This is a genomic window from Ornithinibacillus massiliensis, assembly GCF_018310345.1.
Taxonomy (GTDB): domain Bacteria; phylum Bacillota; class Bacilli; order Bacillales; family Amphibacillaceae; genus Ornithinibacillus; species Ornithinibacillus massiliensis.
Genome location: NZ_JAGXBY010000007.1, coordinates 18495 through 45180, shown reverse-complemented (window position 1 = coordinate 45180; position 26686 = coordinate 18495). Strand labels below are relative to the sequence as shown.

Below are 26686 nucleotides of genomic sequence, written 5' to 3'. Positions count from 1 at the left end.
GTTGTCTGTGCCCTAAATGAGGAAAGAAAGCGGAAAAAGGGAACAGAGGGAGATTGTCTGTGCCCTAAATAGGAAGAAAAGCTGAAAAAGGGAACAGAGGGAGGTTGTCTGTGCCCTAAATGAGGAAGGAAAGCAGAAAAAGGGAACAGAGAGAGGCTGTATGTGCCCTAAATGAGGAAAGATTCTCTCCTGAAGTAGGGACTGTCCTCCCTCTAATAGATTAAAAAAGCACTAAGACGTCATAAGATGCGCCTTAGTGCTAAAGTAGTTTTATTTTGTTACCAATGAAATAAACATCTTCCCAATATTTATAATCGCACGTTCATCTACATCAAACTTTGGATGATGATGCGGATAATCACCCGCTAACGCTTCACTTCGACCACCGACAGTAAAGTAAACAGCGGGAACTTCCTTCGTATAAAACGCGAAGTCCTCACTCCCCATCATTGGTGCATCCGTCGATAGATTTTCCTCACCAAACAATCCTTTAGCAACGTCCTCTACTCGCTTTGTTTCGGTTGGATCATTATAAATAGATGGACAATCTTTAATATATTCATAATCTACTTTCGCGCCATTTTGTGCACAGGTAGATCGTGTAACACTTTCCAATGCTTCCTCAATGATTGTGCGTGCCTCTTCATCAAATGTACGAACTGTTCCTTTTATGACAGCTGTATCCGGAATAATATTATTCGCTTCCCCACTAACAAATGAACCAACCGTTACAGCTGCCGCTTGTTGTGGATCGACACGGCGACTTACGATTTGTTGCAAATTAACGACGAGTTGACTACCTGTGACAAGTGGATCAACCGTTAGATGTGGCTGTGAACCATGTCCACCTTTTCCATAAATCGTAATATTAAAATCATCCTGTGCAGAAGAGAAGTAACCTTCTTTTACACTTACCGTCCCTAAATCTTCCGTAGACATCACATGGGCACCATAAATGACATCAACACCGTCCAAACAACCATCCTTAATCATCGGTAGTGCTCCACCTGGGGTAGCTTCTTCAGCAAACTGATGGATAAATTTCACTGTTCCAGGAATCTGATCCTTATATTCACTTAATACTTTAGCAACCCCAAGTAGTGAAGCAGTGTGTAAATCATGTCCACATGCATGCATCACACCGGGCACACGAGATTGAAAGGCAAGTCCGGTTTCTTCTTGAATTGGTAAGGCGTCAAAATCCGCACGTAACGCAATCGTTTTACCAGGTTTACCACCCTTTAACGTCCCAACGACACCTCTTCCACCGACCTCTGTTCTCACTTCGATTCCTAGACCTTCTAAATATGTCGCTATCTTTTTAGGCGTATTCACTTCCTGATGGGAAAGCTCTGGATACATATGAAAATCACGACGAAGCTTAACTAACTCTGGATAAATTTCTTCTAATCTGGTAAATATTGATTCTAGCATATTCTATTCCTCCGATGTCTTACTGGTTAACTCGTTTATAAATATGTTTTATATATTATACCCTTTTTGGTAGAATTCTGCGCTATTTCTCTCTATCCCTTAAAAGTGCATGATAAATGAAAAGGAATTATAGGGTAAGACAATGGTTGATTCATTGAACAAAGCCTTTATTCCAACCCATCACGAGTCACTGATGTACTAACAATACTTCCTTGTCACTATTTTCCAATATGTCCATGTAAGTTCTATCTCCCACGGACATATCACCCATTACTTGGTAACCTTAAAAATCCACCTACCATATAAATAAATGAGCCACCGTTACAAATATTGCCCCTAGAGCATATTGAATTAATACTAATGGTAGAATCCATTTCAACCATTTAATCCAAGGAATTTTCGCAAGAGCTAATGAAGCCATTAAAACACCAGCTGTCGGTGTGAAGACGTTCGAAATTCCATCACCATATTGGAACGCAAGTACTGCAGTTTGGCGACTAACCCCTAATAAATCACTAAGTGGAGCCATAATTGGCATGCTGATTGCTGCCTGTCCACTTCCAGAAGGAACAATAAAGTTTAATAGACTTTGTACGATGAACATACCAATTGCTGCAAGTGCTGTAGGTAAGTCTGCAACTAGATTAGAAACAAAATAAAGAATGGTATCAATTGTATTAGAATCTTGTAGGATTCTTAAAATACCATATGCGAAGCCAACAATTAATGCCCCTTGTACCATTTCTTCACAGCCTTTTACAAAGGCATTAGCAATCTCATTCATTCTAAATCTAGCAATAATCCCTACAACAATCCCCATGATGACAAATAATGCTGCGATTTCAGTAATATACCAGCCTTGTGTAATAACCCCTACAGCAAGTCCAACTAGTGTCAGCGCAAGAACAACTAAAATTGCTACCTGGCGCTTTGTTAGTCCTTGACTGCTTTGGTCATCAAGGCTAATATCACGTTTCTTATCTTCTTCATACATTAAACTGATAGTCGGATCCTTTCTTACTTTTCTTGCATAAATCATCACATAAGCAATAGCTACTGCAACAAAGATAAGCCAGAAAACAATACGGACTCCCATTCCAGAGAATGTAGGTAAGCCTGCAATTCCTTGGGCAACTCCTACAGTAAATGGATTCATAAACGCTGATCCAAACCCAGCATATACCCCAACTAATATCATTGCTGTACCTGTCATCGAGTCAAATCCCATACGTAATGCAAGTGGTACCGCAATTAAAATAAATGGAATAACTTCTTCCGCCATTCCCCAAGAACCACCGCAAATCGCTAAGAATAGCATAATAACCGGGATCAAGAAGATTTCTTTCCCATTTAGTTTTTTCGTAAGGGAACCAAATGCTGCTTCAATTGATTTCGTTGCAGCTAATATTCCAAAGGAACCACCAACGATAAAGATAAAGAATATAATCTCCGCTGCATCAACCATTCCCAGATGCAACGATTCAAATAACTGCATAAAGCCTGTTGGGGTAGATTCAATTGTTTGATAGGTTCCGTCAGCTACAATCGTACGACCGTTTTCATCTACTACACGCTCATATTGTCCTGCTGGAATTAAGTAGGTCGTAATAGCTGTAATAATCATTAAGCCAAATAAAATAATAAAGCTATGTGGAAATTCAAATTTTTTCCGTGTTTTTGGTGAGTTTTTGCTCATGATGCACATCCCTTTCTATAAATAACGTTTTTGGGTGTGCATAGAAAACTTGAGAGAGGTATGATTGAGGTCTTTTTGTTATGAGTAACGTTCCGCTAGCTGGGGTATAGCAAACGAACAAGACTAAACAAAAAAGACAACGAATAGGAAAATAACCTACCATTGTCTTTACACAATACGTTATCCTCCATCCTGATCAGTAGTTCTCCATGCACTAAAATTGCATGACAGTATGCTTCTTATTCAGAAGACACACCAGCAATAATGAATTTGACCTTCATTACGCTTCGGCAAATAATCCTTTCAGGCAATCCTCATCGATGTCATACTCCGATTGCTTACTCTTATTACCCGCACCTCTACCTCATCGAATGACAAGGTTCAATATGAAATTGAAATATAGTTCACTATATTACCAGAATAAAGTGATTTGTCAAGCTTACTCATGAAATTTAACTAGATTTGGAATCCCATTCGCTTACACATACTAGCTAGTTGTCAACATTTCACTTATAATTTGGGTGCATTATTTGTCCTCAAGGTATTCTATCTATTCCTACCCAAACTTTTCTAGTGCCAACTTTTTTATTACTTTCCTCTATGGACTCCCTCATCCCGAAGCACCCACCAAAACGCCACCACAATCCCTGTAAGGAGCACAAGAAATGGCGCAATAAAGATTAGAAAAAAATCCATGCAAAGTCACCTCAATGTTCCTGTTTTGATTTTCCACTGACATACTCCTTATTAAACAAGAAGAGCCGAAGTATTAAATATAGTGATGGAATCAACAAAGCCAGCCCAGCAATAAATGCTATAATGAGCGCAATCGCCATAGCTTCATTCGTAAAACTGTCATATAGTGTTAAATGTGGATACAACAAATACGGATAATGTGAAATACCATACCCATAGAAGGCAAATGCAAACTGCCCAAAGAGGAGAACAAACGCTACTCCATAATTCTTCCGTCTCCAAACAAGCCACACTGTTCCCACAAATAATACTCCTGAAATCAAAAACATCCACCCCAACCCCAGGAGACGCTCATAATGCTCTGGATTATGAAATCTAAGCTCATAAATAATTCCACCAGCAGTAATAATGGTTGGCAATGCCCAGATTAATGCATAGCGACGGAGTAAAGCGGTTGCGGGTTTGTCATTAGCTTTATTCGCATACCAGGTAAGGAATACGGCAGAGATATAAAGTACCGCGGAAACACTTAACACCACAATACTCCAGGTCAGCGGACTACTAAACAATGCCCAATAATCGAGAACCGGATTCCCATTCTGCATAAACACAAAACCACCTTCTGATATCGTCAATACAATAGATAAAGCAGCAGGTAGAAGGAGGCCGGATAATCCATACATAAATGCATACCCCTTATGGGAACGGGAACCATATGTTTCAAATGCATAGTAAGACCCCCGAATAGCCAGAAGCAAAATCGCGATACTCACCGGAACAAGTAACGTTGTCCCATAATAAAAAGCCGTACTCGGGAAAAATCCAACTACCCCAACAAAAAAGAAAACAAGAAATACATTGGTCACTTCCCAAACCGGAGAAAGGTAGCGTTGGATGATTTTAGTTAGAATATGTTGTCTATTGGTAAAGAGACCATAAGCATTGAAAAAACCTGCACCGAAGTCTATCGATGCAATTAATATATAACCGAAGAGAAATGTCCATAATACAACTATTCCAATAATCTCTAGGTCTACACTCATGATGGAACATCTCCTTTTCGTTCCGCTAGTTCTCTTTCCACCGGGTTCTTACGGAACATTCTTGTCAAAATAACAATTGAACCAATTCCAAGGATAACGTACAGCCCACAGAATAAAATGAGCATAAGATCAACATCATTATTAGTTGTTGCCCCTTCTGCTGTACGCATAATCCCTCTAAGGACCCATGGTTGTCTACCAACCTCTGCTAACCACCAACCAGCTTCTATTGCAATAATCGTTAACGGTCCACCTAACACGATCAACCAACGAAAAAGTTTCGTATCTACAAATGACCAACCTCGATACTTACTGAAAATAAATAGAATGGATATAGTTATCATTAGCATGCCAACACCAACCATAATATTAAATAGATAATGAATAGAAAGCGGTGGTATTTCATCTTCAGCAAATTGATCCAACCCAATTACTTCCGCTGTCGGTGAGCCATGAGCAAGAATACTCAGCGCATAAGGGATTCGTAACGCATATTTCACTTCCCCCTCATCGTTCATTACTCCTAACAAAATTAGTTCCGCAGATTCAGTCGTTTCAAAATGCCACTCTGCAGCGGCCAATTTTTCCGGTTGGTATTCTGCCAAGTATTTCCCAGATAAATCTCCTGTGATTAAGATGGTAACAGTAAAAACAAATCCTACTTTCATTGTTAATAGGAGTGCCTTCTTGTGATATATGTGATTAGAACCTTTTATCAAACGAAATGCAGCAATCGAAGCAAGTACAAAGGCAGAAGTCATATAGGCAGTTCCAACCACATGGGAAACTTTAGTCGGCATTGCTGGATTAAACATCGCTAAGATTGGATTTGCATTCACAATTTCTCCATTTACCAAATCAAACCCTTGAGGAGCATTCATAAACGAATTAACAATCGTAATAAATACAGCTGAAAATGAAGCGCCGATAGCAACAGGTATTAACAGCAACAAATGCTTGTACTGATTTTCAAACCGATCCCATGTATATAAATAAATCCCAAGGAAGATTGCTTCAAAGAAAAATGCAAAGGTCTCCATAAACATTGGGAGTGCAATGATGTTACCGGCGAGCTCCATGAAGTTTGGCCATAATAGTGAAAGCTGTAAACCTATGGTTGTACCAGTTACTACCCCAACCGCGACCGTGATAACATAGCCTCGTGTCCATCTTCTAGCAAGTAATATATAATGATTATCATTTTTCCTAATCCCAACCCAATGGGCAATCATAATCAATAACGGAACCCCTACCCCAATGGTTGCATAAATAATATGAAAGGAAAGCGTAACCTCCGTTAAGATTCTACTGTAATAAACCGCTTCCTCGTTAATCAATATTCTTCCTCCTTTAGCCGCTAACCAATCTTCCGATAATCGATAACAGCATAATTGCCGCAACAATAAAGGACAACCAAACTAATTTCTTTTCATGGGATTGGTATTTGGGCTTGGATAGTTGTTTTCTTTCCGTAACCACTCGTCTCATTATAATCATCCTTACTTTCTTGCGATTATGTATCAGAGTTATTATGAGTTGTATTTCTAATTTTATTCTGTTATTAAGATAATGAGCTAGATTATCGGAAACAACGGAATGAAATAGAGACTCCTCGTACAATTAACTTCATTTCGAGTTAATTGATTAATTACACGCACCTGGCAATTTTTTATTCTCCTACTTCATTACTTCCTACTTGAGTAAATGCGTGTTTCTATCATTCATCATACAAACGCACTCTTTCTAATGAATCATTTGCAACTTAAACAATGGAGAATTTCTAATCCATAAAAATAGGAACAGAAGGGTTTCAATCCCTCTGCTCCTATTACATTAGCTTGGTTCGTTTTGATAGAAATAATTTGGTACATTCACTTGGTTGTTATATCGCTTATGGAAAATATGGGTAGTGGCTGGTGATACAGGTGGGATTAACCATACCCAGTTGCCAGTCACCTCTCTCCCGGATTCTTTTTCCTTTCGTTCAAAGCTTTTGAACTGTTTTGCTGCGGTATGATGGTCTACGAGTGTAACACCAGCCTCTTGATAAGAATGTAGTACGGCAATATTTAGCTCTACCAATGCTTTATCCATCCAAAGGGAGTGATTGGACCTTGTATCTAGGCCTAGGATTTCTGCTACCTTTGGCAAAAGATTGTAGCGTTCTTCATCTGCAAGGTTACGGGCACCAATTTCCGTTTCCATGTACCAACCGTTAAATGGTGCCATTGGGTAATCAATACCACCGATTTCCATACGCATATCGGAAATAATCGGAACAGCATACCACTTTACACCTAATTTCTTCAGATCAGGATAGTCCGGATGGGTTATAGGTACTTCTTTAATCATTTCCTCTGGTAGGTTGTATAATTTAGGCGCTTTTCCATCTTCTTGGATAACTAGAGGTAGGATTTCAAAAGGGGTTTTCTTACTTTCCCATCCTAATTCTTGGCACATTTTAGTAAATTTAATAGATGTGGAATCACCAATAACTTGCTCTCCTTCATCATATCCAGCATAGCGGACTAATTGATGGTTCCAAATACGAAGCGGATTTTTTCCATTCATTCGTGGTGGAAATATGGTGATAGCTGACCGGATTTTTCCATTATTCGTAGCAAATTCAATATGTCTCTTTAATTTGTCAAACGCTTCGTCTGCTGTTTGAATGTCCCGCTCATCAAACACATGTAATGTATCCCAGAGCAAACGTCCGATACAACGATTACTATTTCTCCAAGCCATTTTTGCTCCGTGGGTCAATTCAAACGTTTTATGGGTATAACTCCCTGTTTGGAGAATTTCCTTTTCAATCTCGTTTATTCGCTCTTGTTGTTGTTCCTCTGAAAGTTGAAGTTCATCATAACAGGCTTTAATGAATGTTATTGCTTCATTTATTAATTTTTCATCATGTGTTGTATTCATCTTCATCAACTCCAACTTTAGTCTACCACGAAGCATAACGACTAAATGATAGAGAAATAGCCGATTTTATGAACTTTTCAGGAAATTAGTCCTACTTCTATGAAAAAGCTGAATAGAGTAGTTTAAAACAACATCTTACCAGTTACTTCAAACCACACATTTTCTAATACCACTAAAAACAGTACGGCAATAATAAAAGCAAGGATAGATAGGCCTATTTTATACCGCACCGATCGTACATGTCGGATAAATACTTTCTTTAAGAGAAGAAACACGATGAAAAAGCTGAGGAATAACATCATCATCGAAACGACATCTATCCACTCAAATGGAGGTCCAATATATGGATTCAATACAATATTAGTTACTAGAAGCACAACCCATAATAGAGATTGATATAAGATAAAGGTGCTATTTTTCATGAACAGGCTCCTCCGAATATATGCTTACTTTTAAAGATAGTCTAAAGCACATACATGAAGCAATATTAATATTCACCTAATTATAGCCTGATTTATGTTTTATAAATAGATGGGCTGAACAAGTTGCGACTAATAATTGCAACCCTGCTGATTCAGGCTGATACTTTAAGGGATCATATTAGTGTCACCAAAGCTATATCATTCAAAAATAAAAAGGAGCACAAATGATCTGTATCATTTGTGCTCCTATAATAAGGGGGAGATTAAAATATGAATCTATCAATTATTATCTCCACAAGGTAAACAATTTATACATTAGAAAATAGATTTTCATATGCATTAATTTGTTTACTCTACTACAACCTCGACCACAGCCTTCATCTCATTAGAACTTACCGCTAACTCCACTAATCCGCTCTTTATAGCGGTTAATTCCCTAGTACTCGGATTAAAAGTAGCTGTATACTTGCCAGAATCCTTCGCACGTTCTAACGCAGCACCAGTGCCAACAAATACGTCCGCACTGCCTTCCCATGTAACCGATGCTGGATAGCGAAGTGGGAAAACAAGATTTCCTGATTGGTGTCCATCGGCAGAAATGATTACTGATTCACCGACATGGATTCTGTCTGGTGCATCAATCGTAATGTCCTCTAAAATTGGGCGTACTTCTGCTTGAATCCATTCCGCCCCTTTTTTCTTACTAGAAGATGCATGCTCTGGTCCGAATAGTTTATCCGGAGTCGGTGTAGGATCCACACCGAACATCGTCCAAGAATAAAATCCACCATTAGCTGGTGAACCATACGGTGATTTCCCTGCTGAACCAGTCACCATATACGGTACCCCTTCAACGCGTTCTAAATGAACCGTGTGAGCATGACCACTAATATAAATGGCCCCTTTTCCTTTGGATGCTTCTCGGAATTCGGTCAACCAATTTTCAATCAGCTCCGCTTCCTTACGATCAGACAATTGACTATTTTTGGTTGGCAGTGGATCACGGGTTGGATGGTGTCCGAATACTACTACATTATTAATCTTTGGATTTGAAGCAGCATCAACCAATGACTGTCTCAATTCAATTATTTGGTCAAAATCACTTGTTCTAAAGCTGCCTGTTGAGGAATCAAGTAATATAAATCGTGTTCCTTTATGGTCAAAGGTATAACGATTATCACCAAATACCTCTAAGAAATTATCTAAAGAACCACTTCCAACAATTTCATGATTTCCAGGAGTATAATAGATAGGAATTGTATTCCCAACTACCTCTTCTAATATTTCCTTAGCTAAATCAAAGTCCTCTTTCCAAGCTGTATCTACTAAGTCCCCGTTAATAACAAGAAACTCTGGCTCCTGTGCCACAATCTCACGTAATGCCTTCCGAGCCATTTGAACCTGCTCACTATTAGGTGCCTGTGCTACAAATTGAGAATCATTTAAGACAGCAAACTTCCAAGCATCTTGATTAAATCCATTCTGTTGTACAATAAGGGAATCCGGTATCACCTTTGATTCTTCTACCTCATCTAATGCAGGCGGCACTTTCACGGTTAAATCATCAAAGATAAGTGAGCCAGTATATTGCTTATTACTATTTGTTTCAACTGGATAAACTCGCCATAGCTTCGCTGGATATTGAATCCCCTCTGGTAAAGTCGTCTCCACGTACTGCCAGCCTGTCCAATTTACTGCATCAGCAAGTGTCAACGTATACCGGGTACCAGTGGCATCCTCTACTACTGTACGTAACCAGGCACCATTTCCATCACCATGTACCCACAAACCGATATTTTGTACATCTCTAGGTAGCTCTAGCATTGGAGAGGTCTGCAAGTAAGCTGCCCGTGTCGCGGTGGTTGTTGAAAAATCATAGTTTAGCTGAATCCCATTCCCACTTCTACCTTCCACTAACTCTATGGAAGCACCTACTGCGTCTGGATACTTGGTAAAGCTCCAACCTTCTGTCGTTTCAAAATCAGAAATCTCTACTGTGGTAAGACCAACTGTAACCGGTAGCTGTACTACTTTATCCAGTACGGTTATCTGGATTGTCGTTGCTCCACCATCTTCATTTGGAATAACAGTATAACTACCATTTTCATTTTCCTCTAACGAGATTACAGATTCATCATATTCCAATGTCATATCACGTAGTTCAATTGGTGCTGAGTAGCCATTCCTGTCATAACCATTAACAGAAAAGCTAGCAGTTCTTCCCATTTCTAAACCAATATAGGAAGAAGAAGGCTCAATCCGGTCTAACGCACCAAGTACAGTAAGTTCCGTCGTCCCTTTAGAAGAACGAACCTGTGCTTGAGCAACAGCTTTACCAGACTTTTCCGCATGGAAAACACCATTTTTATCAAACGATCCGACATTAGCTGGTAGTGCCTTCCACTTGATGTTATCAACTGAAACAGGTGAATAATTCTCATCATACCCTCTTCCAATAAAACTTCTTGTTAGCCCAGGAAATACACGATCACTTTGCTCGTTGTTCATCACCGTTTCTACAGCAAAGCTCTTTAATACACCACTTCCAGCTTCCACGAAAACTCCGATTCCATTAGGTACTGAACGCTCCGTGCCATCTGATGGACTGTTTACAACTTCTGCATCTTCCTTCCCTGGCATACGTGCTACCATCGTTGTGGAACCACCGCCATCAATATTCAATGCTTGGTGAGCACCGAATTCTGCCATCAATTGCCCTAATTCCTTTAATGTCATCCCACGACTATTGGATTGGCGACCATCTACGACCACTAACACCATCGTTTGTCCATCCTCTGAAAAACCAACTGCTGTCCGAGGAGCTGTAGTACTGTCATCTAATCTTCTTGGAACCTCGCCATTTTCTACTAAAATAGCATTGCCACCAATTGCAAAATTCATTAACGAATCGCCATCTACCTTAGGTGCATAGGATACCGCAACCTCATCCCCAACCGATATCGATTGTAATTTATTTGCGCCAGCTTCCCTACCAACAAGAACAAAGCTTCCTTCCTCAATTTCACCACGACCAACCTGACTAGATGTTGACGCTACCACACCATCACGTACTACAACCTCATATCCTGTACTCCCACCTGGACGCTGAGCCTGTCCCCACACGGATGTATATAGACCAATACCTCCTGTCGGAATACTAGATTGATTGAGCGCTGCCAGCTCTACACTACCGGAAGGAAGCTGAACCGTACCTTCTAAGAAGAGATTAGAAATGCTTCCAATTCCATTTTCATCGACCCCAGCAGTCAACGTATGCGACCCTTGTGGTCCTTTTAATAAACTACCATTTTGAATCATTGCCCCAGACGGTGCATTTGTATTATTAATATCGAAAAAATCCCCATTCACCCCCGCAACTGCACCCGATTGCTTAACCAACTCCGAGACCGGCTTTGCATCTGTAACTACTCCAGAATACAATAAATCAGTTGAAACAGCACGATGACCTAAATCAATGGTCATCACTTCTCCATTCAACCAGCCACGTGCATCAAACCGTTCGAATGCGGTCAATTCCATTCCGGGACCAATTTTGGTCGATTCTTCATTTGTTAGTATCGTTTTCCCACTAGGACCGACCGTAACAACTGGTTCATACTTATTCGATGAAGCTGATCTTGCATCTGCAATTGGACTTCTTTCAGCTCCTACTACTGGTGTAAAACTAGATAATGCAAGTACCCCAACTAAGAACCCACTTAACCATTTTCGATTCAATACTAGCCCCTCCTCTATGAAACTATCCTTCACTCTTATTGTACTAATAGTCTGGAATTAGCTATACACAGCAATAGAACTAAATCATCGGCAAAATCCGACAGAAACATAAACCCAAACCTGAGACTTAAGTATGAAGAACCGTCTTTACATACGTGCCTCCCCTCTACTAATACTAGTATTTATGCTAACAAAGCAGTGTTAAGTAGGATTAAAAATATTTAGGATAATAGAACGATTTCTCTCCTAGGTATTGCTACCTTAAAAATAGCTAGACTCATCTTGAGAATATTTCTTGTACAAGGAAATAGGAGGACTTAGTTGGAGGAGTTACTAAAAGGGGTAGAAGATTACCAGAAATTAAATACGAAATTTCTTTTCTCTGTAATTAGTACTGGCAATGTGGCTTACGTATCCCTATCTTCCATAATACTATCCATCGTTATCACCGCACGTAACTTCTTCGTGTCCCATTTCAACTATTACATGTGCAGAAATCCTGTATACGTTTAAGTCATCAAAAAAAGACCCCACATGCAGCTGGGCAGTAGGACCCAAGGACTTTATTTTGGTTTTTTCCCTGAAAATATGGTACGCAATAAACTTACTGCGGAGTCTCTCATCTCACTCAAGAATGACCAAAACCGTCGTATGAAATATCTGCTTCTTGATGTTAACCTATTTTTCAAGTCCGCTATCTCCGTAAAGATGAAACGAACTTCCATTGGAGATAATGTATGCTGTAGTTGGTGGGTTAATTGCTCAATAATATTTAAATAATAGTTCTTTGTTTTATCGTCAAATTTCGAATTATGTACTATCAGCTTACGTAAATATATGAGTGAAGAAAATGCGAGCTTCTGTCTATCACTTCTCTCTATTAGTTTACTAATATATGCATCTCGTTGTATTTCACGCAATTTCCCCAGTTGCTCTACTATCGTCTCAATTTCTTTTGGACAGATTTTACCATGATTAATGCGAGTACTTTTCCTCTCCTCTTTCCCCAATATGAAACCCCCAATTTAAACAAGTAAATAGACAGAAATGCTTTTCCCTATATCCTTTTCCGAACAGTATTTAATTTATTGTACAACATAAGCATTGCAAAATGGGAATATTTCCTAATTTTCCTGTTAAATTCAACCTACTGAAACGAACTAAGCGCAAATATTAGTTAGAGAGGCTATACTCCTTATAGCTACTTAAGCAGATAAATCGCCCCACCATTGCAAATTGTTATCGACAAGCCATAGCTTCTCAACGTATACTAATCTATGGAGATACCTTCTACATTACATATAAGGATAGGGAATAAAATGAAAGAAAAATTATTATTTCGATTAGAAGAGTTCATTTATGCACCACTAGAAGTTGTGTTTGAATATGTGGATGACGACGAGAAGATCAAGCTATGGAATGAATATTTTATTGAAAACATTTATGAAAATGATGTGAAAGTCAATGCGGTTGGAACCAAATTTAGAAGTGTACAACGTTTCGAGAAGAAGACCATTGAAGTAGATGTTATCATCACAGAATATGATCCACCACATAGAATTGAAATGGAATCTACCTCTAAAGAAGGAAAGAGTTTTACTAGATACTTCCTTTATAGGGAACCTGACGGAACAAGGATCGTATTGGAATCTAGTATCATCCCGAGCAATTTATACTACCGAGTCATCACCAAGCTGTTCGGTGGATTAGGTAAATTTGTTTACAAGGACCAAATTGATAAATTAAAAAATTTCTTGGAAAATAGAATGTTAGATGAATGATACAATGCTGATATAATAGATGCTTTTACTACATGTTTCCGCCGAGATAAAGGTCGTACTTTCTAATTGAAAATTAGTTTTAAAGGTTGCCACCTAATTTTTCATAAAGGGAGAATAGTCTGTTTCAGTTCGATACTAGTCCAATAGGACGGCATTTTAACAATAGAAAAACGGCTCTTTTGTCATGTTTCTTGAAACAAAAGAGCCGTCTCCCTTATAGTTTATTCATTGAAACTTACACTTGCACGATAACCTAATTCACCAAAGAACTCCTCTAGTAACTTTCTAGCATTCTCCTCAGCGGAATCAAATAACCCTACTTCAATTGCCTCTTCTTCCGCTTCCTTTTGCGCCTCCGCTGCTAGGTCAAACCCTTCATCCCATCTGACATTACCACGGAATAACCCTTCATCAGAAAAGGCTCTTACGCCATCCATTTGGATAGCTGGATCCTGTAATAGTGTTGCTTTAGGTAGGGCTATTTTAATTTCTTTATTCTTCTCATCCACTTTAATCGCATCTGAATCTAAAGTTTTAAGATCAACCCCAGCGGTAACTGTTGCGGGAACAATTAATATTAGTTCACGCTTTGTCCCTGGGAAATTAATCGAGATTTCATTTCCAAACAACTTATTATCCACTTGTTCAATTACTACCTTCAAATGAGCCTGGGCCGTTGCAAGTGTAGCCAAATCCTGCACCTGCTCCACATAAGTAGTCGTTTCTTTCTTGAGCGTACTTCCAGAGAAGAAACGCATACCCCCGAATATAAATATCGCAAGTATGATGACAATAATTAGAATTCTAATACCCCAAAATCGAAAGAACAGCTTTGAAAATGCTCCGAACATAGTGCGTCCTTTTCTTCTTCCGACCACTGCAGTTGCAGTACTTTCGTCTTCACCTTTTTTAAGCTCATCTAGCATATTCTCAAGCTGCTTTAGGACTTCATCATTTTTCTTCTTCAATGAGCTTCCTTCCTCCATCCTATTCATTTTCAACTAATCAGCAAAAAGCATCTACTATCCAATTCAAGCAAAGAAAAAAGACTACGGTATACCGTAAGTCAAATACGTCATTTCTATAAAAAGAAAGAAATAGATTCAAAGAATTACTTTTTATATTCACTCTTTGTAATAAACTTGTAACAATTCTATTATAGTATAACATTGTCAACTTGTCTGCATAATTTGTCGTAAAAAGTAGAAAATTCCCCTCTATCTAAGCGATTCAAACCCTTTTTTCATAGAATTTCGTCATAATAATTTCATTTTATAGTAAATTATTCGTAGTTAATGATACCTATATTACACATTAATCTACTAAACTTGACAAATTTATAGTATACTATTTTACAAATAATAGTTTTGTGAGGAGGTACATTTACTTGGCTAACAAGAAAATAATAATGTCAGTCACTTCAACGGCATTCATTGCTTCATTATTATTCGGAATGGAAGAAGCCGAAGCATCTAGCACGTACAAAGTCCAAAGTGGAGATTCATTATGGAAAATCGCTCAGAAACATAACACGACGGTGACACAATTAAAAACATTAAACAATTTAACTAGCGATATTATTTTCCCTAATCAGGTTCTAAAGACCCAGGCCAATTCTACTGAGTCAAAACCAAGTAATAAAACAGAGCCTACGAAAAATCAAACGACCACACCTAATACATCAACTGCTGCCACTACATATACAGTAAAAGCCGGCGATACACTTAGCGGTATTGCTTCCAAACACAAGATCTCACTTAATGATTTAATGAAGTGGAATAACTTGAATTCAACCCTTATTTATCCAGGAAATGTGTTCGTTGTAAGTAAACCATCTACAACGGGAACATCGAATAATTCAACTAATTCCACAGGAACAAAAACAGAGCAGCCAAAAGAAACACAAGTTAACTCCACCACAGTCTATACGGTTAAATCAGGAGATACACTTTCACGAATTGCATCAGAGTACAAAGTAACCGTTGCAAACCTTAAAAAGTGGAACAACTTGAAATCTGACCTTATCTATGTAGGCCAAAAGCTAAATATTGGTGATGGAGCTAAAGTAGAAACACCAAAATCCGATACACCAACTAAAGCGACTGACTATAATGTCGACAAATTGATTAAAACTGCTAAAAGTCAATTAGGTGTCAGCTACGTATGGGGTGGGTCTACTCCTAGTGGATTTGACTGTAGTGGTTTCATTTACTACGCCTATAAAGCAGCAGGCTTAAACATAGGACGATACTCCAGTGAAGGTTATCACATGCGTTCCTATTATGTGAATACACCGCAAGTTGGGGACTTAGTATTCTTTGAAGGAACCTATAAAGCTGGCATTTCCCATGTCGGAATTTATTTAGGTAACAATGAATTCATCCATGCAGGATCTAATGGTGTGGAGATAACAAGCCTAAACAGCTCTTATTGGAAAAAACACTTTGAAGGATTTAAACGTTTTTATTAAGTTTCATATTTATTCTTAACATGTATAAAATCCAGTCTAGTTTTAGGCTGGATTTTTTTATTGTAACTAGCTTTATCCGTACCCACCTATTAATAGTTTTACTTAACCATATCCGGAATATAGCTCACCATCTCTTCTTCTATATTTTCCGTTGCTTCAATCCACCATTCTACCAGTGTTGAACGGTTGTTCCATTCCATTCGAGCAAATTCCATAAATAAGCCTTCAATATCCCAAAATCATGAATAAATTACTAGATATTGGAATAGCAATTTAATAGAGGTAGCATCTTGATTTTCATTAACTATAAAGGAGGAATGGATAAAATGAAGTATGCAAATCCAAATACTGAAGGAGCATTAGTTCAATTTAAAGAACGATATGACAACTTTATTGGTGGGGAATATCGTCCCCCAGCTCATGGTCAATACTTTAAAAATGTAAGCCCTGTCACAGGAGGAGTATTTTGTGAAATTGCTCGCTCTACAAAAGAGGACGTTGAGGCAGCACTTGATGCAGCACACGCAGCAAAAGATGCATGGGGAGCTACATCAGTAGCTGAACGGGCCAATATCTTAAATAAAATCGCCGATCGTATGGAAGAAAACTTGGAAATGCTTGCCGTTGCGGAAACGTGGGATAATGGTAAAGCAGTAAGAGAAGCGTTAGCCGCTGACTTACCACTTGCTATTGATCATTTCCGCTATTTTGCAGGAGCTATTCGTGCACAGGAAGGTAGTATTAGTCAAATTGACCAAGATACCGTTGCCTACCACTTTCATGAGCCATTAGGGGTAGTGGGCCAAATCATCCCATGGAATTTTCCAATATTGATGGCAACCTGGAAGCTAGCACCAGCACTAGCTGCAGGAAATTGTGTCGTCTTAAAGCCCGCTGAGCAAACTCCAGCATCCATTCATGTGCTAATGGAATTAATACATGATCTATTACCACCTGGAGTTGTGAACATTGTAAATGGTTTTGGACTAGAGGCAGGTAAACCGCTTGCTACAAGCAGTCGTATCGCTAAAATTGCTTTCACTGGCGAAACCACCACTGGGCGTTTAATCATGCAATATGCATCCGAAAATATCATTCCTGTTACATTAGAATTAGGTGGTAAGTCACCAAATATTTTCTTTGAAGATGTTATGGCACAAGATGATGCCTTCCTAGACAAGGCAGTAGAAGGGCTAGTCATGTTTGCCTTAAATCAAGGGGAGGTATGTACTTGTCCTTCTAGAGCATTAATCCATGAATCCATTTATGAGCCATTTATGGAACGTGCTATTAAGCGAGTGAATCAAATTAAAATTGGTCACCCACTTGATACAGACACAATGATGGGAGCACAAGCTTCCTCCGAGCAACTAGAAAAAATCATTTCCTACTTAGATATCGGGAAACAAGAAGGTGCAGAGGTTCTTGTCGGAGGTAGTGTGAATAAGCTGGAAGGCGAATTATCAGAAGGATATTATGTCCAACCAACTATCTTCAAAGGACATAATAACATGCGTATGTTCCAAGAAGAAATTTTCGGACCAGTTCTCTCTGTTACAACCTTTAAAACAAAAGAAGAAGCAATGCAAATCGCTAATGATACCTTATACGGTTTAGGTGCAGGGGTGTGGAGTCGTAATATCAATACTGCCTACCGCTTTGGCCGTGGAATTGAGGCAGGAAGAGTATGGACTAACTGCTATCACCAGTACCCAGCCCATGCTGCTTTTGGTGGCTATAAGAAATCTGGGATTGGTAGAGAAAATCACCACATGATGCTTGGCCACTATCAACAAACAAAGAATCTATTAATTAGCTACAGCGACGGTCCTGGAGGTTTATTCTAATCGATTGAACCTATAAAAAATGCATTAAGCAGTCTGGGACAAGGAATGTCCCTTGTCCCAAAAGGGGTGTGAGAAATGGTTAAGCGTGTAATCGCAACCGAAGAATGTCTTCAGCTATTAGTGAAGCTAAAAGCAATTTATGGAGAATTATTGTTTCATCAATCCGGCGGCTGCTGTGATGGTAGTTCACCAATGTGCTACCCAAGAAACGAATTCCGAGTTGGCGATTCAGACATTCTATTAGGCGAAATAGGAGATACCCCCTTCTATATCTCACGGGATCAGTATAACTATTGGAAGCATACCCAACTGATAATCGATGTAGTCGAGGGTAGAGGCGGCATGTTTTCTGTTGAAGGACCTGAAGGAAAGAGGTTCCTCACAAGATCAAGAGTATTCACCGAACAAGAACGAAAAGCATTAGAGCCATTCCCCCAGTGAACCACTATACAGCTGGAGTGGCTCTCTTCTTTTCAGCTTTCCTTTCTCATCTTGGGAACTGAGGCACACTCTCTGTGCCCTTTTTTCGCTTTCCTTTCTCGTTTAGGGAACTGAGGCATTCCTTCTGTTACCTTTTTCCACTTTCCTTTCTCATTTAGGGTACAGAGGCATTCCTTCTGTTACCTTTTTCCGCTTTCCTTCCCTCATTTAGGGAACTGAAAACCTCCTTCTGTTACCTTTTTCCGCTTTCCTTTCTCATTTAGGGAACTGATAACCTCCTTCTGTGCCCTTTTTCCGCTTTCCTTCCTCATTTAGGAAACTGAGAACCTCCTTCTGTTACCTTTTTCCGCTTTCCTTTCTCATTTAGGGAACTGATAACCTCCTTCTGTTACCTTTTTCCGCTTTCCTTCCCTCATTTAGGGAACTGATAACCTCCCTCTGTTACCTTTTTCCGCTTTCCTTTCTCATTTAGGGAACTGATAACCTCCCTCTGTTATCTTCTTTCGCTTTCCTTTCTCATTTTGGTAACAGATACGTTCTCTATCACACCTTCCCTTCAAAACAAAAAGAAGTAACCACCCGAAAGTGATTACTCCTCATTAACTACAACATCAGCCTATACTTCTAATGCAACTTTTGATTCGTCTTCATCATTATCCTCATTCTTTCCTTTTACTAACATCGTATTCCTATCCCGATAAAGCAGGATTGCTGTTATTATAAAGGATAATACATCTGAAATTGGGAATGCCAGCCACACACCAATCACACCAAAATAATGTGGCAGTATTAATACTAACGGGATTAACATCAGGATTTGCCTAGATAAAGATAAAATTAGCGCTTGCTTTGGTTTACCTAATGCTTGGTATAAACCACCCGCTACAACCTGCACCCCAACAACAAAGAAGGCTATGAATAGAATACGCATTGCTTTCGAGCCTTCTTTAATTACTTCCGGATCCGCAGTGAATATTCGTAAAAATGGTGAAGGGATGATGACTAACAATAACATGATGAGGGTAGCACATGCTGTAACGATTTTCATGGTAATCCAAATAGTTTCCCTCATTCGTTCATAGTGCTTTGCACCATAATTATAGCCAACAATCGGCATCATTCCTTGCATAACACCCATAATGGGGATGATGGTGAACATTAAAATACGTTGAATTAAACCATATATCCCAACATAAAATTCGCTACCAAATTGAATCAGCATACTATTAATCGCAATCATCATAATACTTCCTGCAGCCTGTTGAACAAATGCAGGCATACCAATTGCCATTACTTCCTTCAGGATAGCCCACTTTAATGCTAAATCTTTCATAGACAGACTTAGGGAGCTTTTTCCTTTACGAAAATAGTTAAAAATCATCAATGTCACACTAGCTTGCGAAATAACCGTAGCAATTGCCGCACCTTGTACTTCCATATCCATAACAAAAATAAAAATTGGATCCAACGCAATATTGATAACCGCAGGTACAATCATGGTCATCATGGCAAAACGTGCATTTCCCTCAGAGCGAACGATATTATTCGTCGCAAAACCGAATGAGAAGAAAAATGTTCCAAACATAATAGGGAACATATAATCCATCGCATAACCTAGTGTAGATGGTGTTGCCCCAAAGAGCACAAGTAGTGGCTCCAATGAAAAGAAGGCAATAAGTAAACCAGCCACACTCACGATGATAATCATCGAAATGATATTACCAAATACTAAATTCGCTTCGTTTCCTCTTTGCTCTCCTAATCGGCGCGAGATCACCGATGCTCCACCCACACCAAGTGCAGCAGAAATAGCCATTACAATCATCATTAGAGGAAATGCAACGGTTGTTCCAGCTACTGCATCAATCCCAACTCCATAAGAAATAAAAATAGTATCGACTACATTATATAATGTCATGACAAACATACCGATCATTGCTGGAATCGATAAATTACGCAATAAGGTTGTAATCTTTTGTGTACCAAGTAATTCTGTCTGCTTTTTCATTTCCACGCTTATTTCCCTTCTTTCATATCCATAATATTATCCTTTATCCGTTCTAACCAAATCCATAATAGGGCAATTTCTTCCTTCTTAAACCCCTTTAAAATCCTTTCCTCTGTTTCAGATACATCATCCCAGAGGCTTTGATCAATCATTCTTCCCTTTTCAGTTAGGGTAATCATTCTCGAACGCTTATCCTGTGGACATTCCTTCTTCTCAATTAATTGCTTATTTAAAAGTGATTCAATAATTCCGTTCATAGTAGAGGCTTTAATATATAGTTGCTGCTGCAATTCCCCTTGCATTTGTGGTCCCTTCTCAACGAGTAGGAACAACACCCTTGATTGGGCTACCGTTACATCATATTTAGCCAGTTGCTCATTGAATTGATTATGAAATAAATGAGCAGCAACCCTAATTTGATATCCAATATGCTCTTCTATTTGCCGTTCCAAAATACTTAGCCTCCTAATTAAATCATACTTAACTATACTACCATCACTCTTTTATTGATTCAATCATAATGTGCAATTTAGTTAGCCACCTAATAATTATGGACAAGAACACACAGTATGCTTTTGTTTCTTACAATCAAAAAAGTTGACTGGAATGAATCCGATTATACATCGAAATCACTCCAGCCAATTCGAAGTTTCATATTGGTCTAACGCTTCGGGACACAAATAACTGATTTTCCATTATGCCCATCGAAAGGTAGATAATTTTTACTCATCTATAATCGCGTCAAATGCTTCTGATACTTGATCAAATTCCTCATCGGTTTCTATAGCAGACAATTCACCATCAGCATCCAGCTTTAAGAAAAAGATATCAATATCCTCTTCTGTTTCTTCTTTCAAATCCTCCACAAAGCTAACCGCAACATAATCCGTACCTTGTAATGTTACTTTCGCGATAACTTCCACTTCACTCTCTTCCTGTTCTTCATCGCTAATTGTAAATACTTCGCCTACTTCTATTGGATCCATCATGATTCCTCCTTTTCTTTCGGTAGTTCGTAGCTATATTTTCCATTGTGTTTGTCAATTATACCAGTTAGAAGTGGAAACTGCGATAGCATGAGTGAATTAAGCATTGAAAACTAAGTTTCCTACCTTAATTGTTCAAATTAAAGAAGGCACTCTCTAGGATTAATTAATTCTATGTTCTATTGTTCAATTGCAATCGGGTTTCCTTCCCATTTAATCAATTACCTTAATCATTCATTTCTGAAGGAGCTTTCTTTCCTACTTAATCAATTGACCCAATCAGTCATTCATTCTGGAAGGTGTCCTCTATTTTATTAATGAATTCCCACGTTCTACTGTTTTATTGGGAAAAGGTTTCCTTCCTATTTAATCAATAGACTACTTAACTAAACCATAGCTACTATTTGAATCAAAAACAACGCTTTTTACCTATAAAAAAGGCATGGCATCCACAGACACCACACCTTCCTTATGAGATTATATTAAATTAAGATACGACAGGTTCCGGTTTCTCAGGCCCTTTTTCTTGCTTCTCAAGTTCATAAATTGCTTTATCGCTTGTATCCACTCGTTTAATAAATAGAGCAAGGATTAGCACGACAATGTTAATTCCAAGTGCTACATAGAATGAGTACTGTATCCCATTTAGCAATGCTTGTTGAGACATCGAAGCAACAGATGCTTCGGTTAAGGTAGAAGGATCCACACCACTCATTAAGCTTTCACCTTTTGATGTAGCAACCGTAGTCATGATTGTAACCATAACAGCAGTACCGATTGAGCCAGATACTTGTTGTGCTGTATTGTTGATAGCTGTACCATGTGGATTCAATCGTGTTGGTAGCTGATTCAATCCGTTTGTCATGATTGGCATCATTACCATGGACATACCAAACATACGTAATGAATAGACCATTACAATGTATGTGTAAGTTGAATCAATTTGTACATGTGCAAGCATGTACGTAGAAACAGCAGTAATTGTTAACCCTATTACAGACAAAGCACGTGGTCCAAATTTATCAAATAATCTTCCCGTAATTGGTGACATAATTCCCATAATAATCGCACCCGGTAAAAGCATTAAACCAGATTCAAATGGTGAAATACCACGTACATCCTGGATATAAGCAGGTGTTAAAATCATACCGGAGAACATTGCAACCGCATTAACGATGGCGATAATGGATGCTAGGGTGAACATTGGATATTTATAAGGTCGCAAATCTAATAATGGTTCATCCATTTTCAATTGTCGAACGATAAATAGGATTAAAGAGATACCACCAACTACTAAGGTAGTCACTACCACCGGGTCACTCCAACCATCTGAGCTAGCACTACTTACTCCGTACAAAATCCCACCAAAACCAAGACTAGATAACACGACTGATAAATAATCTAGTGTCGCATTTTTATTTTGCTCCATGACATTTCCGAACTTCCAAATAGCTAGCAATAAACTAATCACCGCTAATGGTAAGATCATTTCAAATAGTAAACGCCAATTGTGATACTCAACAATATATCCGGATAGGGTAGGACCGATTGCAGGTGCAGCAATCATTACCATACCGAAAATCCCCATTGCGGTACCACGTTTTTCACGTGGAAAACTTACTAACATGATGTTCATCAATAATGGTCCCATCACTGCAGAGCCTGCAGCTTGAATCATACGACCAGTTAACAATAGGCCAAAGTTAGGAGCAAAAGCAGCAATTGCTGTACCTAACGTAAAAATAGCCATTGATGCAATAAATAAACTACGGTTAGAAAAGCGTGTAATTAAAAATGCCGATGCTGGAATTAATATCCCACTAACAAGCATATAACCCGTAGCAAGCCATTGTACCGTAGAATAATCTTTAATCTCTAAATCCACCATAATCGACGGAAGCGCTACGTTTAATAATGAATTATTTAGAAATGAAACGAAAGCACCAATAAATAATATACTAATCATTAAATATGGCGGTTTATTCATTTGTGTATTCATGATTGTTCCCTTCTTTTCTATACTAATTTGTTTGCATTTGATTATTTTATACCTGCAGTTCAATTTTTGCAAGGTTTTTTTACTATTAGTATAAAAGTATTGTTTTCCAGCCCTAAGAAACGTATACTACACATAAGGAAAGGATCGATTAATATGATGAACGAACGTAAACGTAAAGTAGCTAGTATCGCCTTAAGGCTATTTGTCGAAAAAGGATTCCAACAAACTTCCATCCAGGAAATTATTGATAAAGCGAATATATCGAAGGGGACATTTTACAATTACTTCTCTTCAAAGAATGACTGTTTAGCAGAGATACTAGAGGATATCCGTTATGAGGCTAGCCAGCAACGTGTTGCCATGCAAATTGATAAGGACCCTACGGATCGTGACGTGTTAATTGAACAAATTACGATCTTAATGAAATTAAATAAGGAAAATAATCTCCAACTCTTATTTGAAAATATCCTTTCAACTAACCAAGAGGATTTAAAACAGCTCGTCATGCTGCATCGCGTTATCGAAATGGAATGGCTATCAAATAGACTAGTTGAGGTAATAGGAGAAGATATTCGGGAGTATGCATCAGAGGCAACGGTGCTTTATTTTGGAATGATGCATTATATGATATTTACCCTCAAGGTAACAAACAGCCCTTATGTATTACATGACTTGATTGAAACATTGTTATCCTTTATCGAACTTATAATAGGTCATATGAAGAAGACGGGAAGTACGTTTTTAAATAATTTTGCAATTGAAACACTGAAAACAAATGTACATCGAAACGCCATCACAAAGTCGGAATTATTAGATATGGCGTACCAATTGAAGGAACAATATGATTTTAACGAAGAACAGCAAGACCTTTTTGATGTCATTCTTAGTGAATTGGAACGGGAGCGTATCCGCAAGATAGTTGTACAAAAGCTATTGAAACCATTTCTAGATTTATTTAAAGGAGCAGATAATACCTCCCAAATACAATTATTTACCAATGCGGTGTGGAATTATTTGAAAATGGTATAGCCATCGATTACATTTCGTATAATAAATGGTCAGTTTTTTTCCTTATGATGGATAAGAAACCTGACCATTTATTTATCTTTTGCTCACTTGACGAATATGTGCTTGTTTAGTTTCAGCATCTACTAGCGTGTATTCTCTCAATCTCTCATATAATTGATCGATTTCCTTCGTAGTCAACTTATCCTCTGTTTGTTGGATTGTCTGTTTGATAGTTGCAATAAGCCTATTTCTCTTTATTACCACCACATTCGGCGAGGAAACTTGGATTTGTTTCAATTTACAGCGCTCACTAAAAATAATATAAGAATGGTAGTATGAGTCTTCTTCTATACCTACTACAGCTTTTAATGCCTGGATATGACCACTATTTTGCCAGATTGGGTTAAAAAATGGGAACTTCCTGCCTCCTGGGAGCATTTGCATCCAATTCTTATTTCTCTCATTTCCAAATATCCATCCACTATAATTCTTTGATTCCAATACAAAAATTCCTTTTTGAGAAATCATTACTAGATCTAGTTCCGTGCTCTTTCCGGATTTTGTCGGTATATATAAATTAGTCATCACTCGATGATACCCTTTCAATCGGGTGAGTTCCTTATAGGTTAAGTATTCCCCATAATTCCCTTTATTCAAGAATGTACTTAGAAAACCATTTCCACTTGCTTCCTTATAGCTTGGATGTCTTACAGATGGTTCGATGGGCTTACTATTTGGATGCGGAATAACCTTGCTACTCCAATTTTTAGAAGGTTGATTGACATGTATGTTTCGATGTCGCCTAGTTGTTTGATTATTCGAGTTCTCTATGATAATTCGCTTGATAATAAGTATGATGAACGTCATAATTATTACTACTAATAAAAAACCAATAAATCCTAACATACCAATTTCCCTCCAGTCCTTATTTCTATACGTATTGTATCTATCTTAGATGGGAATTTTCTATAACTAGTAGAGATTTTCAAATAAGAAAAAGACGGTTTGTATGTTTAAACGAAACATTCGTACCGTCTCTCATTTATCTTTATATATTAGAACCCAGTACTAATGTCTATAAACATATCTATTTCTAGATAACAAATTACACCCCAAATCCCATTCACTTACTAAAAATAATAGAATCTGCCATTTCGCCAGAGTAGTTACTGGAATAAAAGGAAGGAAAGCGAATTGTCGAAGAAGCATGGATAGTAATTTATCAAAAAAAGAGGAAGCGAAAGTACTCCAGATTATGAGGGGTGATATCATAAAAATTTCTGTGATACCTGGATTGTCCAATGATAGCTACCTTGAAAGGAAGATAAGGAGGGGTTAAGACAAGTAAGGTTTAATTCAAGAAGCATACACGTCCCCTTATTATTCAAGAGACTCTTTCCAAATTACTTTTTCACCCTGTTGCATCATCCGCTCTTGTATCACCTCTGTTAACTTCTCCTTCATCTCACTTGAGGCAACAATACAATTTTTGCTGCTTAATCCTTTATTAATAATCATTTCATACCCTTTGTCATTCACTTCTTTATCATGACCGTAATATCTGTGTTTGATATCAATCCGCTTAAATTGAACGGACTTCACCCTTTTCCAAGGGATAAAACGACTTCCCACTAGAAGACCATCTTCTAATACTGCAAACAAATTAAAAAGATCATGGGAATAAGAAAAAGGCAACAGAATAAATAAGAAGATAAGCCAATTATTAAATTCCTGTACTGATGCAAATATAGCAAAAAATCCGATCATGAACACGAGCAGAAATGAATAAAATATAATGCCTACCTTCTGCGATTTGTATGTCGGGGGCTCTAACTTTTTGTCTGGAAATTTTCTAACAGCTGAAGATTCTGCTTCATTTACAGGAAATACAACATTCTCTTTCATTTTGATTAGCAAACGGATAAAGTGAAATAGATGATAAGCAATTACGGTGAAAAATAGAATTCCTATAGTGATCTTCATATATCCCACCTCCTGTTTTCTTACTTTAATTATAACTTATTTGATTTTTCTAGTCATGTCTTAGTTGGTAAAAATAGTTAATTTTGCAATTAGTTATCCAAAAGCAATTTCTAAAGCTAAAGAATTTAGCCAAAGCAAGAAGGCAAGAAAAAAGGCCGCAAGAGAGAATAAGAAGAAATAATATAATAGATGAACGGTTTGATGAA

At 38.1% G+C, this 26686-nt stretch carries 23 protein-coding genes and 1 riboswitch; of the genes, 6 read left to right on the top strand and 17 right to left on the bottom strand.

Annotated elements, in window-relative coordinates; all coding sequences use genetic code 11:
- Window positions 1–270 precede the first annotated feature (270 nt).
- The 9 genes from KGF86_RS16960 to KGF86_RS16925 form a co-directional block, all read right to left on the bottom strand.
- Complete coding sequence (locus KGF86_RS16960) at window positions 271–1434, bottom strand: M20 metallopeptidase family protein (RefSeq protein ID WP_186870694.1); 1164 nt, start codon at window positions 1432–1434, stop codon at window positions 271–273.
- A gap of 295 nt (window positions 1435–1729) precedes the next feature.
- Complete coding sequence (locus tag KGF86_RS16955) at window positions 1730–3130, bottom strand: YfcC family protein (protein ID WP_186870693.1); 1401 nt, start codon at window positions 3128–3130, stop codon at window positions 1730–1732.
- Between the two features lie 192 nt (window positions 3131–3322).
- Window positions 3323–3500: riboswitch (Lysine riboswitch) on the bottom strand.
- Between the two features lie 218 nt (window positions 3501–3718).
- A complete protein-coding gene (gene cydS / locus KGF86_RS19695) occupies window positions 3719–3826 on the bottom strand; it encodes a cytochrome bd oxidase small subunit CydS family protein (RefSeq protein WP_425516502.1) in 108 nt (35 codons plus the stop codon).
- An 11-nt stretch (window positions 3827–3837) separates the two neighbouring features.
- Window positions 3838–4869 (bottom strand): cytochrome d ubiquinol oxidase subunit II, encoded by a 1032-nt coding sequence (locus KGF86_RS16950; RefSeq protein ID WP_186870692.1) that lies wholly within the window; start codon window positions 4867–4869, stop codon window positions 3838–3840.
- Window positions 4866–6206, bottom strand: a complete 1341-nt coding sequence (locus KGF86_RS16945) for a cytochrome ubiquinol oxidase subunit I (protein WP_186870691.1) — start codon at window positions 6204–6206, stop codon at window positions 4866–4868. Before KGF86_RS16945 ends, KGF86_RS16950 begins: the two co-directional genes overlap by 4 nt.
- A gap of 13 nt (window positions 6207–6219) precedes the next feature.
- Window positions 6220–6357, bottom strand: coding sequence for a hypothetical protein (locus KGF86_RS16940; RefSeq protein ID WP_186870690.1), 138 nt, complete (start codon window positions 6355–6357; stop codon window positions 6220–6222).
- A gap of 345 nt (window positions 6358–6702) precedes the next feature.
- Window positions 6703–7797, bottom strand: a complete 1095-nt coding sequence (locus tag KGF86_RS16935) for a nitric oxide synthase oxygenase (RefSeq protein WP_246521681.1) — start codon at window positions 7795–7797, stop codon at window positions 6703–6705.
- Window positions 7798–7919: 122 nt separating this feature from the next.
- Window positions 7920–8219, bottom strand: coding sequence for a hypothetical protein (locus KGF86_RS16930; RefSeq protein ID WP_186870688.1), 300 nt, complete (start codon window positions 8217–8219; stop codon window positions 7920–7922).
- Window positions 8220–8567: 348 nt separating this feature from the next.
- Window positions 8568–11957, bottom strand: a complete 3390-nt coding sequence (locus KGF86_RS16925) for a phosphodiester glycosidase family protein (protein WP_211742534.1) — start codon at window positions 11955–11957, stop codon at window positions 8568–8570.
- A 321-nt stretch (window positions 11958–12278) separates the two neighbouring features.
- Between KGF86_RS16925 and KGF86_RS16920 the strand changes: the two genes are divergently transcribed.
- Window positions 12279–12470, top strand: coding sequence for a hypothetical protein (locus KGF86_RS16920; protein ID WP_211742533.1), 192 nt, complete (start codon window positions 12279–12281; stop codon window positions 12468–12470).
- Between the two features lie 50 nt (window positions 12471–12520).
- Here KGF86_RS16920 and KGF86_RS16915 read toward each other — a convergent pair whose 3' ends face one another.
- Window positions 12521–12967: a hypothetical protein gene (locus KGF86_RS16915; protein WP_211742532.1), complete on the bottom strand. Its 447-nt coding sequence runs from the start codon at window positions 12965–12967 to the stop codon at window positions 12521–12523.
- A 309-nt stretch (window positions 12968–13276) separates the two neighbouring features.
- Between KGF86_RS16915 and KGF86_RS16910 the strand changes: the two genes are divergently transcribed.
- The gene (locus KGF86_RS16910) at window positions 13277–13738 is read left to right on the top strand and encodes an SRPBCC family protein (protein WP_186870684.1); all 462 of its coding nucleotides are present in this window, start codon (window positions 13277–13279) and stop codon (window positions 13736–13738) included.
- A gap of 221 nt (window positions 13739–13959) precedes the next feature.
- Here the strand turns inward: KGF86_RS16910 and KGF86_RS16905 are convergent, their stop codons facing one another.
- Entirely contained in the window at window positions 13960–14706 is a 747-nt protein-coding gene (locus KGF86_RS16905; RefSeq protein WP_246521680.1) for a DUF4230 domain-containing protein, read from the bottom strand.
- A gap of 419 nt (window positions 14707–15125) precedes the next feature.
- Here KGF86_RS16905 and KGF86_RS16900 point away from each other — a divergent pair, with 419 nt between their 5' ends.
- The 3 genes from KGF86_RS16900 to KGF86_RS16890 all read left to right on the top strand — a co-directional run bounded on the left by KGF86_RS16900 (window position 15126) and on the right by KGF86_RS16890 (window position 18496).
- Window positions 15126–16208 (top strand): C40 family peptidase, encoded by a 1083-nt coding sequence (locus KGF86_RS16900; RefSeq protein ID WP_211742531.1) that lies wholly within the window; start codon window positions 15126–15128, stop codon window positions 16206–16208.
- Between the two features lie 326 nt (window positions 16209–16534).
- Window positions 16535–18055, top strand: coding sequence for an aldehyde dehydrogenase (adh, locus tag KGF86_RS16895; RefSeq protein WP_211742530.1), 1521 nt, complete (start codon window positions 16535–16537; stop codon window positions 18053–18055).
- A gap of 75 nt (window positions 18056–18130) precedes the next feature.
- Complete coding sequence (locus KGF86_RS16890; RefSeq protein WP_186870681.1) at window positions 18131–18496, top strand: DUF779 domain-containing protein; 366 nt, start codon at window positions 18131–18133, stop codon at window positions 18494–18496.
- 616 nt (window positions 18497–19112) lie between these two features.
- Here the strand turns inward: KGF86_RS16890 and KGF86_RS16885 are convergent.
- The 4 genes from KGF86_RS16885 to KGF86_RS16870 form a co-directional block, all read right to left on the bottom strand.
- Complete coding sequence (locus KGF86_RS16885) at window positions 19113–20504, bottom strand: MATE family efflux transporter (RefSeq protein WP_246521689.1); 1392 nt, start codon at window positions 20502–20504, stop codon at window positions 19113–19115.
- A gap of 8 nt (window positions 20505–20512) precedes the next feature.
- On the bottom strand, window positions 20513–20956 hold the full coding sequence (locus KGF86_RS16880; RefSeq protein WP_186870679.1) for a MarR family winged helix-turn-helix transcriptional regulator: 444 nt from the start codon (window positions 20954–20956) through the stop codon (window positions 20513–20515).
- Window positions 20957–21226: 270 nt separating this feature from the next.
- Window positions 21227–21490, bottom strand: a complete 264-nt coding sequence (locus KGF86_RS16875) for a DUF1292 domain-containing protein (protein WP_186870678.1) — start codon at window positions 21488–21490, stop codon at window positions 21227–21229.
- A 487-nt stretch (window positions 21491–21977) separates the two neighbouring features.
- Window positions 21978–23489, bottom strand: a complete 1512-nt coding sequence (locus KGF86_RS16870; protein WP_211742528.1) for an MDR family MFS transporter — start codon at window positions 23487–23489, stop codon at window positions 21978–21980.
- Window positions 23490–23642: 153 nt separating this feature from the next.
- On the opposite strand from KGF86_RS16870, the gene KGF86_RS16865 reads away from it, so the two are divergent.
- A complete protein-coding gene (locus tag KGF86_RS16865) occupies window positions 23643–24518 on the top strand; it encodes a TetR/AcrR family transcriptional regulator (RefSeq protein ID WP_246521678.1) in 876 nt (291 codons plus the stop codon).
- 72 nt (window positions 24519–24590) lie between these two features.
- Here the strand turns inward: KGF86_RS16865 and KGF86_RS16860 are convergent, their stop codons facing one another.
- Window positions 24591–25403, bottom strand: coding sequence for a nuclease-related domain-containing protein (locus tag KGF86_RS16860; protein ID WP_211742527.1), 813 nt, complete (start codon window positions 25401–25403; stop codon window positions 24591–24593).
- A 474-nt stretch (window positions 25404–25877) separates the two neighbouring features.
- Window positions 25878–26480 carry a hypothetical protein gene (locus tag KGF86_RS16855; RefSeq protein WP_211742526.1) on the bottom strand — a complete coding sequence of 201 codons (603 nt, stop codon included), beginning with the start codon at window positions 26478–26480 and terminating at the stop codon, window positions 25878–25880.
- Window positions 26481–26686 lie beyond the last annotated feature (206 nt).

What these genes read in the sequence shown, in the direction of transcription:
- KGF86_RS16960 (WP_186870694.1), bottom strand. Translation starts at nt 1,434, where the DNA reads ATGCTAGAATCAATATTTACCAGATTAGAAGAAATTTATCCAGAGTTA.
- KGF86_RS16955 (WP_186870693.1), bottom strand. Translation starts at nt 3,130, where the DNA reads ATGAGCAAAAACTCACCAAAAACACGGAAAAAATTTGAATTTCCACAT.
- cydS (WP_425516502.1), bottom strand. Translation starts at nt 3,826, where the DNA reads ATGGATTTTTTTCTAATCTTTATTGCGCCATTTCTTGTGCTCCTTACA.
- KGF86_RS16950 (WP_186870692.1), bottom strand. Translation starts at nt 4,869, where the DNA reads ATGAGTGTAGACCTAGAGATTATTGGAATAGTTGTATTATGGACATTT.
- KGF86_RS16940 (WP_186870690.1), bottom strand. Translation starts at nt 6,357, where the DNA reads ATGAGACGAGTGGTTACGGAAAGAAAACAACTATCCAAGCCCAAATAC.
- KGF86_RS16935 (WP_246521681.1), bottom strand. Translation starts at nt 7,797, where the DNA reads ATGAATACAACACATGATGAAAAATTAATAAATGAAGCAATAACATTC.
- KGF86_RS16930 (WP_186870688.1), bottom strand. Translation starts at nt 8,219, where the DNA reads ATGAAAAATAGCACCTTTATCTTATATCAATCTCTATTATGGGTTGTG.
- KGF86_RS16910 (WP_186870684.1), top strand. Translation starts at nt 13,277, where the DNA reads ATGAAAGAAAAATTATTATTTCGATTAGAAGAGTTCATTTATGCACCA.
- adh (WP_211742530.1), top strand. Translation starts at nt 16,535, where the DNA reads ATGAAGTATGCAAATCCAAATACTGAAGGAGCATTAGTTCAATTTAAA.
- KGF86_RS16890 (WP_186870681.1), top strand. Translation starts at nt 18,131, where the DNA reads ATGGTTAAGCGTGTAATCGCAACCGAAGAATGTCTTCAGCTATTAGTG.
- KGF86_RS16885 (WP_246521689.1), bottom strand. Translation starts at nt 20,504, where the DNA reads ATGAAAAAGCAGACAGAATTACTTGGTACACAAAAGATTACAACCTTA.
- KGF86_RS16875 (WP_186870678.1), bottom strand. Translation starts at nt 21,490, where the DNA reads ATGGATCCAATAGAAGTAGGCGAAGTATTTACAATTAGCGATGAAGAA.
- KGF86_RS16870 (WP_211742528.1), bottom strand. Translation starts at nt 23,489, where the DNA reads ATGAATACACAAATGAATAAACCGCCATATTTAATGATTAGTATATTA.
- KGF86_RS16865 (WP_246521678.1), top strand. Translation starts at nt 23,643, where the DNA reads ATGATGAACGAACGTAAACGTAAAGTAGCTAGTATCGCCTTAAGGCTA.
- KGF86_RS16860 (WP_211742527.1), bottom strand. Translation starts at nt 25,403, where the DNA reads ATGTTAGGATTTATTGGTTTTTTATTAGTAGTAATAATTATGACGTTC.
- KGF86_RS16855 (WP_211742526.1), bottom strand. Translation starts at nt 26,480, where the DNA reads ATGAAGATCACTATAGGAATTCTATTTTTCACCGTAATTGCTTATCAT.